The sequence below is a fragment of the Burkholderia pseudomultivorans genome (assembly GCF_902499075.1).
Classification (GTDB): Bacteria; Pseudomonadota; Gammaproteobacteria; order Burkholderiales; family Burkholderiaceae; genus Burkholderia; species Burkholderia pseudomultivorans.
Map to the genome: position 1 here is coordinate 1 of NZ_CABVPP010000030.1, position 12,564 is coordinate 12,564.

9 protein-coding genes, 1 rRNA gene and 1 riboswitch are annotated in these 12,564 nt (G+C 66.1%); of the genes, 5 read left to right on the plus strand and 5 right to left on the minus strand.

The genetic code is table 11. The features are described from left to right. The first annotated feature begins 179 nt into the window (after positions 1 to 179). Both rrf and BST28156_RS19595 read left to right on the plus strand, forming a co-directional pair. Positions 180 to 292, plus strand: a 5S ribosomal RNA gene (gene rrf, locus BST28156_RS19590). A 325-nt stretch (positions 293 to 617) separates the two neighbouring features. Beyond that, entirely contained in the window at positions 618 to 2,042 is a 1,425-nt protein-coding gene (locus BST28156_RS19595; protein WP_174903152.1) for a DHA2 family efflux MFS transporter permease subunit, read from the plus strand. 438 nt (positions 2,043 to 2,480) lie between these two features. On the opposite strand, the gene BST28156_RS19600 is transcribed toward BST28156_RS19595, so the two are convergent. Beyond that, complete coding sequence (locus tag BST28156_RS19600) at positions 2,481 to 4,070, minus strand: inorganic phosphate transporter (protein ID WP_060242719.1); 1,590 nt, start codon at positions 4,068 to 4,070, stop codon at positions 2,481 to 2,483. A 225-nt stretch (positions 4,071 to 4,295) separates the two neighbouring features. Continuing rightward, positions 4,296 to 4,928, minus strand: a complete 633-nt coding sequence (locus BST28156_RS19605; RefSeq protein ID WP_254596400.1) for a histidine phosphatase family protein — start codon at positions 4,926 to 4,928, stop codon at positions 4,296 to 4,298. Further along, positions 4,919 to 5,060, plus strand: a riboswitch (cobalamin riboswitch). Its footprint overlaps the gene before it by 10 nt. Before the next feature lie 35 nt (positions 5,061 to 5,095). Here BST28156_RS19605 and BST28156_RS19610 point away from each other — a divergent pair. Together BST28156_RS19610 and BST28156_RS19615 are read left to right on the plus strand one after the other, a co-directional pair. Beyond that, the gene (locus BST28156_RS19610; RefSeq protein ID WP_060242721.1) at positions 5,096 to 5,305 is read left to right on the plus strand and encodes a CbtB domain-containing protein; all 210 of its coding nucleotides are present in this window, start codon (positions 5,096 to 5,098) and stop codon (positions 5,303 to 5,305) included. Positions 5,306 to 5,318: 13 nt separating this feature from the next. Beyond that, the gene (locus BST28156_RS19615) at positions 5,319 to 6,041 is read left to right on the plus strand and encodes a CbtA family protein (protein WP_174903153.1); all 723 of its coding nucleotides are present in this window, start codon (positions 5,319 to 5,321) and stop codon (positions 6,039 to 6,041) included. Positions 6,042 to 6,072: 31 nt separating this feature from the next. On the opposite strand, the gene BST28156_RS19620 is transcribed toward BST28156_RS19615, so the two are convergent. Continuing rightward, on the minus strand, positions 6,073 to 6,981 hold the full coding sequence (locus tag BST28156_RS19620; RefSeq protein ID WP_060242725.1) for a LysR family transcriptional regulator: 909 nt from the start codon (positions 6,979 to 6,981) through the stop codon (positions 6,073 to 6,075). 127 nt (positions 6,982 to 7,108) lie between these two features. Here BST28156_RS19620 and metE point away from each other — a divergent pair, with 127 nt between their 5' ends. Next, positions 7,109 to 9,403 (plus strand): 5-methyltetrahydropteroyltriglutamate--homocysteine S-methyltransferase, encoded by a 2,295-nt coding sequence (gene metE, locus BST28156_RS19625; protein WP_174903154.1) that lies wholly within the window; start codon positions 7,109 to 7,111, stop codon positions 9,401 to 9,403. 114 nt (positions 9,404 to 9,517) lie between these two features. Here the strand turns inward: metE and BST28156_RS19630 are convergent, their stop codons facing one another. Beyond that, positions 9,518 to 11,020 (minus strand): purine-cytosine permease family protein, encoded by a 1,503-nt coding sequence (locus BST28156_RS19630; protein ID WP_174903155.1) that lies wholly within the window; start codon positions 11,018 to 11,020, stop codon positions 9,518 to 9,520. A gap of 170 nt (positions 11,021 to 11,190) precedes the next feature. Then, the gene (locus BST28156_RS19635; RefSeq protein WP_174903156.1) at positions 11,191 to 12,516 is read right to left on the minus strand and encodes an MFS transporter; all 1,326 of its coding nucleotides are present in this window, start codon (positions 12,514 to 12,516) and stop codon (positions 11,191 to 11,193) included. Positions 12,517 to 12,564 lie beyond the last annotated feature (48 nt).

Here is a 12,564-nt window from a genome sequence, read left to right on the forward strand (position 1 = left end):
TCGGGTGTGTAAGCGCAGTAATGCGTTCAGCTAACCGATACTAATTGCCCGTAAGGCTTGATCCTATAACAAGTCTGCCTTGCAGCACTTGTTGATTCTCGTGTGCGATACGCACAACCCAAGATTACTGCTTCTTCCCAGATTGGTTGCGCTGCGAAGCAACGCAACAACCCTCTTTGCCTGATGACCATAGCGAGTCGGTCCCACCCCTTCCCATCCCGAACAGGACCGTGAAACGACTCCACGCCGATGATAGTGCGGATTCCCGTGTGAAAGTAGGTAATCGTCAGGCTCCCTAAGCCAGAAACCCCCGCCCAAACAGGCGGGGGTTTTTGCATTTGTGGCGCGGAAAAGGTGTATTCGGCACCTCCTTGAATTCGCTTCTGACTCTCTCGATCATCGTGCATCTTCGGCGATCTTCGTGATTTTCGTCCGCACTCTACGAATTGAATCTATGCGCATAAAGTCTTGCGCATACCGACACCCCGCCCAGCAACGGTCGGCAGAGCGAAGAATCGACCCTTCGAGTTAATATCGCGATTCGTGCCGGTCCCCGCGCTTTTTTGTCGCAGCTGTCAGCGATCGGCGTCTTCAGTATTCCGTCTACTGCCCTGTTCATGACTGCCAGTCCCGCCCAAGGTGATCGGACGACCGACTTCTTGCCGTATCTCGTCGCCGCCACCTTCTTCATGGAGTATCTCGACACGACCGTGATCGCGACCGCGCTGCCGCAGATGGCGCACACGTTCGGCGTCGGGCCGAATGCGCTGAGTCTCGGGATGACGGCCTACATGCTCGCGCTCGCGGTGTTCATCCCGATTAGCGGCTGGGTTGCGGACCGATATGGATCGCGTACGGTGTTCGGTAGCGCGATCGTCGTCTTTACCGGCGCGTCCGTGCTGTGCGGACTCTCCAACGGCGTGACGACGTTTACGGCCGCACGACTGCTGCAGGGCGTCGGCGGGGCGATGATGGTGCCGGTCGGACGGATGATCGTCGTGCGCAGCACCGAGAAGGCGCGGCTGATGCGCGCGATCGCGACGATCACGTGGCCCGGGATCGTTGCGCCTGTCGTCGGGCCGCCGATCGGCGGCTTCATCACGACCTACGCGTCATGGCGATGGATCTTCCTGTTGAACGTGCCGTTCGGCATCGCCGCGCTCGTCTGTACGTGGCTGATCGTCCGGAACACGCGCGCCAACGAGCAGCGGCCGCTCGACTGGGGCGGCTTCGTGCTGGCGGGAGGCGCGTTGACCTGTCTGCTGATCGGCACCGAAACCGCCGGCCAGCAGGACGCACAGTTCGCGCGCGCGGGCATGCTCGTCGGCGCGAGCGTGCTGTTCGGCATTGCCGCGTGGCTGCATGCGCGGCGTTGCGACCATCCGTTGCTCGACTTCACGACGCTGAAGGTGCCGACGTTCTCGGTCACGGTGATCACCGGCTCGATCACGCGGATCGCAATCAACGCGGTGCCGTATCTGCTGCCGCTGCTGTTCCAGATCGGTTTCGGCCTGTCGCCGTTCCAGTCCGGCCTGCTGCTGCTCGCGAGCGCGCTCGGCAATCTCGGCATGAAGGCGGGGACGTCGTGGATACTCGATCGATTCGGCTTCCGGCGCGTCGCACTCGTCGACGTGACGATCGCCGGCCTTTTCACGATCGCATGCGGCTGGCTGACCGCCTCGACGCCGCTGACGATCACGCTGCTCGTCGTATTCGTCTACGGACTCACGCGCTCGATGCAGTTCACGACGCTGGCGACGCTCGCTTACGCGGACATCCCCGCGCAACAGACGAGCGCAGCCAGCACGCTGTGGAGCGCCGCGCAGCAGATGACGATCGGGATGGGCATCGCGTTCGGCGCGTTGTCGCTACGCGTGGCGGCATTGTTGCGCGGCGATGCGACGGGCGTGCACTACGTACTCGACGATTTTCGCTGGGCGTTCGTCGCCGCGGGCGTGCTCGCGTTGCTGACGCTGCCCGGCTACGCACGGCTTGCGACCAATGCAGGAGACCGGCTGCGGGCGGGCGCCGCGCGCGGGTAAGCCGGCGCGCGATGCGCGTTCACGCGGCAAAAGGCGTCCGCGCGGCTAAGCGCCGAACGCCGAACGCCGAACGCCGAACGCCGAACGCCGAACGCCGAACGCTGGGGTTTCACGAAACGCACGCCGGAATCGGCGAAGGCCGCATTGGAACCGGAGATGTCGCGACGTCCGGTCGCCGTGCGCGCCTGCGGCATCGGCGGCGGAAGTCGATGAGCCTGCCTGATGTCGCTCGTCGTCGAAATGCGCTCGAGCGCTTGCATCTCCATTCGAAGGCGGAAGCGGAGGAGAAAGGAACACACCGCACGACGCACCCGCATCGGCGGCTTCACGACACGTAATGAATCGGAGAGAGAGGACGAGAGACGCTTCCGCGACGACTCCCGATCGCGCCTTCGCGGAAGCGGCAGCCGATATCGACCGGCCGCCGCGCCACGGCAATCAGCCCAGCGACCGGAACAGCCAGTAGAGCGCGCCGGCGAGCACGATCGAGGCCGGCAGCGTCAGCACCCACGCCAGCACGAGGCTGCGCACCGTGCCCCATTGCAGCCCGGATCCGTTCGCCGCCATCGTGCCGGCCACGCCCGACGACAGCACGTGCGTCGTCGACACCGGCAAGCCATACACATCGGCCGCGCCGATCGTCAGCATCGCAACGAGTTCGGCCGACGCGCCTTGCCCGTACGTCAGATGCTGCTTGCCGATCTTTTCGCCGACGGTCACGACGATCCGCTTCCAGCCGACCATCGTGCCGAGACCCAGCGCGATGGCGACCGCCACCTTCACCCAGGTCGGAATGAACTTCGTCGCATGGTCGAGCTGCTTGCGATAGTTGTCGATCGCGAGCTTGTCGTCGGTGGCGAATGCCGGTTGGCCGGCCTTCTCCAGCAGGCGAATCGCTTCCGATACGAGATACATCGTGTTGCGTACGTTGTCGACGTCGCCCTGCGGCACGGCCGCCATCGAACCCGACTTGCCGACCGCGTTCGCGAGCGACGTGGACAGCTGCTGAACGGCGGGAATCACGGCCGGCGTCAACTGGCGGTGCTGGACGTAGCTTTCGACGTCGGCGCGCGGATTCGCGGACGGTGCGACGCCGTTCGCGTACTTCCCGAACGTGGCGGCGGCCTGGTTCGCGACCGCGACGAAGGTCTGCGACTCGGCCGGCGTCACGGCCTTGTTCAGCGCATAGGCGGTCGGCACGGTGCCGATCAGGATCAGCATGATCAGGCCCATGCCCTTCTGGCCGTCGTTCGAACCGTGCGCGAACGACACGCCCGTGCAGGTCAGGATCAGCAGGCAGCGAATCCAGAACGGCGGCGGCTGGTCCTTCGGCGGCTCCTTGTACAGTTCGGGGATCCGCACCAAGGCCTTCAGCACGAGCAGCAACAGCGCCGCGCACAGGAAGCCGACGATCGGCGAGAACAGCAGCGACTTGCCGACGCCGAGCGCCTGGCCCCAGTCGACGCCGCTCGTGCCGGACGGCCCGTGCATCAGCTGGTTCATCAGTCCGACGCCGATGATCGAGCCGATCAGCGTATGCGAGCTCGACGACGGCAGTCCGAAATACCAGGTTGCGAGGTTCCAGACGATCGCCGCGATCAGCAGCGCGAACACCATCGCAAAGCCGGCGCCGCTGCCGACCTGCAGGATCAGTTCGACCGGCAGCAACTGCAGGATGCCGAACGCGACCGCGCCGCTCGAAATCATCACGCCGAGGAAGTTCCACATCCCCGACCAGATCACCGCGACGTTCGGCGTCAGCGAGTGCGTGTAGATCACGGTCGCGACCGCGTTCGCAGTGTCGTGAAAACCGTTGACGAACTCGAAACCGAGCGCGATCAGCAGCGCGGCGCCGAGCATCAGGTACGGAAACAGCGAGCCTTCGCGAACCGGCGCGAGATCCGCGAACAGGTGGGTGGCGATATAGACGGCGCCGATCGCGAGCACCAGCAGGAACACGGCATAGCCGAGCTGCCGCGTGCGTTCGGGGGAGCCGGAACGGGCGGTGGACGAAGCAGGCTGATTCATGACGGCATCTCGTAAGGGAACCGCGTCCGATCCTAGCTTCGGCATTCAGTCACTTTGATGACAGCCGCGACGCGCGAAAGCATTCATTACGGAAATGAAAGATTTCGGCGCAAGAGATTTTGTTGGCAAAACGAAAGAACCGGTGTGTGACGTTTCATTCGTTCGACGCCTTTGCACACAACATCGGCGACCTGCCGAACGCAGTCCGTCGATCATGGTCGATCTTCACCCGAAACGGCCATCCTGGCTGCCGTCATCCGCGATCAGCGTCCAGCCATCCGGCGAGCCCGCGAACGTCGTGCACGACATCGGCGCGATGTCGATGCCCGAGACGGCCCTTGCATCGGCGCGCAGCACGTTCGCGATCACGGCCCGCACGATCGGCGCGTGCGTGATTGCGACGATGTCGCGATCGTGCGGCAGACGATTCAACCATGCGCCGGCCCGACGCATCGCCTCGTCGAACGATTCGCCGCCGTGAGACGACGCGGACGGATCGCGGATCCATGCATCGAGTTCGATCGGATGATCGCGACCGAGGTCCTGCAGCCGCCTGCCGCGCCAGCACCCGTAGTCGACATCGCGCAGCATCGCGTCGAGGTCGGCATGCAGTCCGAGCGCATCGGCGGTTTGCTGTGCGCAGCGGGCGGGACTGCACAGCACCAGCGCGCCCGCGATACTTTCCCGCCACTTGCGGGGCGCGGCAGCTTCCGCCAGGCCGCGCGCATCGAGCGGGGCGTTGTCGGGAAACGTGCCGGTGCGCATCGCACGGGTCGATGCGTGTGCAATCAGTCGCAGCAGCGCAGGCATGTCGGTGTCGGTCTCCGGATCGGCGCGGCGTGCGGGCACGGTATTCATCGCCCGAACGTTCGCGCGTACAATGCGCCCGATACGAAGCGCGGAAGCCGGTGAGAATCCGGCGCGGTCGCGCCACTGTAACCGCGGATCCCGCATCCCGGAAGTCAGACCTGCCTTCGTTGACCGTCCATTCATTGACCGGGGCGCGATTCCCCTGAGGTGCATCCATGAGCGAAGCAGTCCTGAAGCCGGCCGTCGCGCCGGAGCCCATTCCCGTCCGCGCACTGTTGCCGTGGGCCGTGTTCGTCGGCCTGATCCTGTTGCTCGCGCTTTACTTCGTCGGCGCGGAACAGGGCGCGACGTCGCTCGTGCCGGGCATGTACGTGCACGAGTTCGTCCACGACGGCCGCCATCTGCTCGGCTTCCCCTGCCACTGACGCGGAGTTCACGATGGTCGGAAAGCTGCTCATGCGCGGGATGCTCGCAGGCATCGCCGCAGGCCTCCTCACGTTCGGTTTCGCGAAGATCGTCGGCGAACCGCAAGTCGATCAGGCGATCGCCCTCGAAGAAAAACTCGATGCTGCCCACGGCGACGCGCCGGAACCCGAACTGGTCAGTCGCGACACGCAGGCCGGCATCGGGCTGCTGACGGGCGTCGTCACGTACGGCGCGGCCTTCGGCGGACTGTTCGCGCTGACCTTCGCGTACGCATACGGTCGCGTCGGCCGCATCGCCGCGCGACCGCTCGCCGCGTGGCTCGCGCTGGGCGCGTTCGTCGCGCTCGTGATCGTGCCGAACCTCAAGTACCCGGCCAATCCGCCGTCGATCGGCGACCCGGATACGATCGGCTATCGCACCGGGCTGTTCTTCCTGATGATCGCGATCTCGATCGCGACGATGGTGTTCTCGGTCAGCGTGCGCGGCCATCTGCTCGCGAAGCTCGGCCACTGGAACGCGTCGATCGCCGCGGCACTCGTATACGTCGCGATCATCGCGGCCGTGCAACTCGGCCTGCCGTCGATCGACGAGGTGCCGGCGGCGTTCCCGGCGATGCTGCTGTGGAAGTTCCGCGTCGCGGCGATCGGCATGCAGGCGATCCTGTGGACGACGATCGGCCTGCTGTTCGGCGCGTGGGTCGAGCGCGCCGAACGCACCGCGATGCGCGCCGCCTGACGCCACGCGCGCATCGGCCGACGGCGCGCGCCTACCGCAGCATGCGCGGCGCGCTCCACGTCGATTCGCGCGCCAGCGCGACGAACGCGGCGAGGTAGTCGATCGCCGCGTCCGCTTCGCGGATGCCGAGGAAGATCTGCTTCGAGATGCCGTGCTTGCCGAGCTTGACCGGCACGACCGGCATCCGGTCCGCATATTCGTCGGCGAGCCATCTCGGCAGCGCGGCCACGCCGCGCCCGCTCGCGACCATCTGCAGCATGATGTCGGTCGTCTCGATCGACTTGTGCCGCTTCGGCACGATGCCGGCCGGCGTCAGGAACTGGTTGTAGATGTCGAGCCGATCGGTTTCGACCGGATAGGTGATCAGGATCTCGTCGACGAGCTGCTCGGGCGTCACGTAGTCGGCCGTCGCGAACCGGTGCGCATCCGCGACCACCAGCACCTGCTCGTAGTCGAACACCGGATCGAAGCGCAGCCCCGGCTTGTTCAGCGGGTCGGGCGTCACGAGCACGTCGATGTCATAGCCGAACAGCGCACCGATGCCGCCGAACTGGAAGCGCTGCTTCACGTCCACGTCGACGTCCGGCCAGCGCGACAGGTACGGCGACACGACCTTCAGCAGCCACTGGTAGCACGGATGGCATTCCATCCCGATGCGCAGCGTGCCGCGCTCGCCCTTCGCATACTGTTTCATCCGCTCCTCGGCCAGCTCGAACTGCGGCAGCAGCCGGTTCGCCAGCTTCAGCAGATATTGCCCGCCCTGCGTGAGCCGCAGGCCGCGCCCCTCGCGATCCCAGATCGCGGTGCCGAGCTGCTGCTCGATCTTCTTCACGGTATGACTGAGCGCCGACTGCGTGACGCACAGCGCATTGGCGGCCGCGGTCAGCGAGCCCTGGCGCTCGACTTCGCGGATCACGACGAGATGGAATCGCTCCAGCATGGATTTCGCTTGCCCTGCAGACGCATGAACAGATTTGATGGATGAATGAAATAATGCCATTTTATTTCATGGGTTGAAATCCCTATCATGGCTGCCGACTCACCCAATTCTTCTGGACGGCAGCTTCATGGTTACGACACACAATCTCGGTTTCCCGCGCATCGGCGCCCGGCGCGAACTCAAGTTCGGTCTCGAACGCTACTGGAAGGGCGAATCGTCGCGCGACGAGCTGAAGGCGCTCGGCGCCGAGCTGCGCCGGCGTCACTGGAACGACCAGCGCGACCTGGACCTCGCGCCGATCGGCGATTTCGCGTTCTACGACCAGGTGCTCGACATGAGCTTCACGCTCGGCAACCTGCCGAAGCGCGTGCAGGGCTTCCACGGCGACACGCTCGACAACTATTTCCGCGTGGCGCGCGGCCGTTCGGCGCAGTCCGCCGAAGCGCAAGCCGCCTGCTGCGGCGGTGTCGCGGCAGGCGAAATGACGAAGTGGTTCGATACGAACTATCACTACATCGTCCCGGAATTCCACGCCGACACGAATTTCTCGCTCGATCCGTCGCGCCTGCTGCAGCAACTGGCGGAAGCGCAGGCGCAGGGCGTGAACGCGAAGCCCGTGATCATCGGGCCGGTCACTTACCTGTGGCTCGGCAAGTCGAAGGACGACTCGGACCGCCTCGCGCTGCTGCCGAAGCTGCTGCCGGTCTACGGCGCGCTGCTCGACACGCTGACCGCGCAGGGCGTCGAATGGGTGCAGATCGACGAGCCGATCCTCGTCACCGAGCTCGATGCCGAATGGCAGCAGGCATTCAGGACCGCGTACGCCGCGCTCGAGACGCGCCGCATCAAGGTGTTGCTTGCGACGTACTTCGGCCAGCTGCAGGACAACCTGGCGCTTGCCGCGTCGCTGTCGGTCGACGGCCTGCATGTCGACGCGATCAACGCGCGCGACGAGATCGACGCGCTGGCTCGCGAGCTGCCGGCCGGGCGCGTGCTGTCGGTCGGCGCGATCAACGGCCGCAACATCTGGAAGACGGACCTGGGCGCCGCGCTCGACTGGCTGGAGCCGCTCGCGAAGCAGCTCGGCGATCGTCTGTGGCTTGCGCCGTCGTGCTCGCTGCTGCACGTGCCGGTCGATCTCGCGAGCGAACAGAAGCTCGATGCGGAAATCCGTTCGTGGCTGGCGTTCGCGCTGCAGAAGCTCGACGAGCTGAAGGTGCTGGCGACCGCGCTGAACGAGGGCCGCGACAAGGTGACCGATGCGCTCGCCGCGAATGCCGCGGCGATTGCGTCGCGCCGCAGCTCGCCGCGCGTGCACAATCCGGCCGTGCAGGCTGCGCTCGCCGGCATCGACGCGCGGCTCGGCAAGCGCGCGAGCCCGTACCCGCAGCGCGCGCGGAAGCAGTCGGCCCGCCTGAAGCTGCCCGCGTTCCCGACGACGACGATCGGCTCGTTCCCGCAGACCGGCGAAATCCGCCGCGCACGCAGCCAGTTCAAGGCCGGCGCGCTGGACGAAGCGGGCTACCGCGCCGCGATGCAGGCCGAGATCGAACGCAGCGTGCGCGAGCAGGAAGCGCTGGAACTCGACGTGCTCGTGCACGGCGAAGCCGAGCGCAACGACATGGTCGAGTACTTCGGCGAGCAGCTCGACGGCTACGCGTTCAGCCAGTTCGGCTGGGTGCAGTCGTACGGTTCGCGCTGCGTGAAGCCGCCGATCCTGTTCGGCGACATCAGCCGTCCGAAGGCGATGACGGTCGAGTGGATCACGTACGCGCAGTCGCTGACGAACAAGCCGATGAAGGGCATGCTGACCGGCCCGGTGACGATCCTCAACTGGTCGTTCGTGCGTGACGACCAGCCGCGCTCGGTGTCGTGCTGCCAGCTCGCGCTCGCGATTCGCGACGAAGTGCTCGATCTCGAGAAGGCCGGCGTGCGTGTGATCCAGATCGACGAGGCCGCGCTGCGCGAAGGGTTGCCGCTGCGCCGCGCGCAATGGGGCGAATACCTGAAGTGGGCGGTCGAATCGTTCCGCATCACCGCGAATGGCGTGCGGGACGACACGCAGATCCACACGCACATGTGCTATTCGGAGTTCAACGACATCATCGCGTCGATCGCCGACATGGATGCCGACGTGATCACGATCGAGACGTCGCGCTCGGACATGGAGCTGCTCGATGCGTTCGACGACTTCAAGTATCCGAACGAAATCGGGCCGGGTGTGTACGACATCCACTCGCCGAACATCCCGACGCAGGATCACATCGTCGGGCTGATGAAGAAGGCGGCCGAACGGATTCCGGCGGAGCGTCTGTGGGTGAACCCGGACTGCGGGCTGAAGACGCGTCAGTGGGCGGAGGTGATTCCGGCGCTGACCAACATGGTCGCCGCTGCGAAGACGCTGCGCGGCCAGCTGCAGTAACAGCAACGCGGGCGCGGTGCGCGTGAACCGCCGCAACGGCAAAGGCGCGCCGTCCTGCGCAGGTTCGTGCAATCGGCCGCGGGCACGCCGGGCCGACTGCACGAATTCACTGCGTTACACGCGTTCCTGCCGCGCGATGCCGGCCGCGTCTTCCGGCGACGGCGTCTGCGCAATCACGCGGCGCTCGCGTTCGAGGTCGAGCGAGCGCGACAGCAGCGCATATACGGCGCCCGCGACGATCAGCCCGACGAGCCATGCAAGGTCGACGCCGCCGAGCATTCGCGCGAACGGACCGACGAACACCTCGCGGTTCGCTTCGGCGTCGAAGATGTAGAAGAACGGCACCATCGCCGCGAAGCCGACCAGGTACGCGACGATGCCGCGCGGTTGCCACGCGCCGTAGAGTCCGTCCGCCGTGAAGAAATGCGCGATTGCATAGTGGCCGCGCCGCACGAAGAAATAGTCGACGAGGTTCACCGCGGTCCACGGCACGAGGAAGTACAGCATCAGCGTGAGGAACGTCTGCAGCAGCGCGATGCCGTTGCCGCGGATCGCGAACACGCAGGCGAGCACGAACGCGCTGATCGCGACGATCGACGCAATGCGTGCACGACGCGTCGGCTTGATCGGCACGATCGAATCGATGCCGGTCAGTACGGTCAGCATTGCGCTGTACGCATTGAGCGCGATGATCGGCAGGAAGCCGACCAGCGACACGATTGCGATCAACTTGCCGAGGCCCGGCACCAGCGACGCACCGACGTCGTTCATCGCGACCAGCGCATCGGCCGCATGCAGCTTCTGCGCGAGCCACGCGCCGAGTCCGATCATCCAGGTGCCCGACAGCGAGGCGCCGGCGAAGATCACCGCGATCAGCTTCGCGCGGCTCGTGTGCTTCGGCAGGTAGCGCGAGTAGTCGGACACGTAGGGCGCATACGAGATGTTGTAGCTCGCGGCGATCGCGAACTGCGTCGCAAAGCCGATCCAGTTGAAGCCCGGCACAGCGGCGGGCGCGGCGGCGGCCGTCGCCGGCGCCGCATGGCCGAACGCGAGCGCGAGCGTGACGAGCGCATAGAGCGGCAGCGTCGCGATCAGCGCCCACTTGAAGGTGCGGTGCATCAGGTCGTGGCCGTAGATCGCGAGCAGCGCGCCGACTGCGACGGCCGCGATCGCGACGAAACCGCCGTCGATCCCGAACACGTTGTGCACGCCGTCGACCATCAGCGACACGTTGACGACGTTGAAGCCGACGAACACGAACAGCGTCGCGAGCAGCGCGACGATCACGCCGCGATAGCCGAACTGCGCGCGCGACTGGATCATCTGCGGCAGGCCCATTTCCGGCCCCTGCGACCCGTGAAATGCCATGAAGATCGTGCCGAACATGATGCCGAGTGCGCCGGCAAGTGTCGTCCAGCCCGCGGACAGCCCCATGCCGGGCCCGACGAAGCCGATCGAGATCGTGAAGAAATGGAAGTTGCCGAGAAACCAGAACGGGCCCTGGCTCGCGAGCTTCGCGTGGCGTTCGTTCTCGGGGATGTAGTCGATCGAGTGATGCTCGATCGCAAGGCTGGCCGATTCGGCGTGGCCGAGATCGAGGGTGTCGGGGCGGTTCATGACGCGATGTCTCCTGGGTCGCGCGCGGTTCGCCGATGCGACCGCGCGCGCCGGCCCGCCGCGATGCGTGCGCGGCAGGCGATGAATGATTGTGACGGTGACGGAAAAGGGCGGCGCGGTGCGCCGCCGGGCGAACGGGCAGGCGCGATGCCGGCCCGCGTTGCCGGGTGTTACGCGGTGCGTGCGGTGCGCGGCAGCGCGTCGGACGTGTCGCGCGGCGCACCGGCGTCGTCGATGCCGACGCGGCGCGAGATCAGCCACACGCACAGCGACGACAGGATCGCCGCGCTGGTGTACTGGATCGCGAGCGGCCACCATTGCGGTGCGGTGTTCTGCGCGATGACGGTCGCGACGAGCGGCGTGAGGCCGCCGGCGAGCGCGCCGCACACCTGGTATGCGATCGAGATCGCCGTGTAGCGGATGCGCGCGACGAAGATGCCGCTGACGAAGCCCGCGACGACCGAGTAGTAGCCCGATTCCGCGAGCGTCGCGAGGCCGACGCCGACCGTGATCGACAGCGGCGTGCCCATGTGCACGAGCGGCAGCATCACGAACGGAACGATCGCGGCCCACGCGCCGGTGATCAGCAGCACGCGCGTCGTGCCGAAACGCTGCGCGAAGAACGCGGCCGCGAGCTGCACGACGAACTGCAGCACGGCGACGATCGTCATGCACTGCAGCACCATCGAGCGGTCGAGCGACAGGAACTGCGTCGCATAGCTGATCATGAAGATGTTGCTGAAATACACGCCGGCAATCCCGTACACGTTCGCGCCGATCGCGAGCAGCAGCAGCGGCCAGTACTTCAGCGCCTCGCGCACCGGGTTGCGCGCGGTGTCGCCGCGCGCGCGCACTTCCTCGAACTCCGGCGATTCCGACACGCTGGCCCGGATCACGAAGCCGACCGCCAGCAGCACCGCGCTCGCGAGGAACGGCAGGCGCCAGCCCCAGCTCATCAGGTCTTCCTTCGGCAGCGTGCTGATCGCGCCGAACGCGAGCATCGACAGGATCAGGCCGCTCGCGCTGCCGAGCTGCGCGAACGACGCGAAGAACGTGCGCTTGCCTTCGGGCGCATGCTCGCCCGCGAGCAGCACCGCGCCGCCCCATTCGCCGCCGACCGCGATGCCTTGCAGCACGCGCATCAGCACCAGCAGGATCGGCGCGATCACGCCGGCCTGCGCGTGGGTCGGCAGCAGGCCGATCGCGACCGTCGACACGGCCATCAGCATCAGCGTCGCGAGCAGCGAGCGCTTGCGGCCGAAGCGGTCGCCGAGATAGCCGAACATCACGCCGCCGAGCGGCCGCGCGAAGAAGCCGACCGCGAACGAGCCGAACGACGCGAGCAGGCTGATGAAGCGGTTTTCGCCGGGAAAGAACAGCGGCCCGAACACGATGGCGGCGGCGGTCGCGTAGCTATAGAAGTCGTACCACTCGATCGTGGTGCCGACGAACGACGCGAGCGCCGCGCGCTTCGGTTGCTTGACGGAAGTCCCCATCTTGCGTGTGCTCCTCTGGAATCCTCTGATTTGGAATGGTTGGCGGCG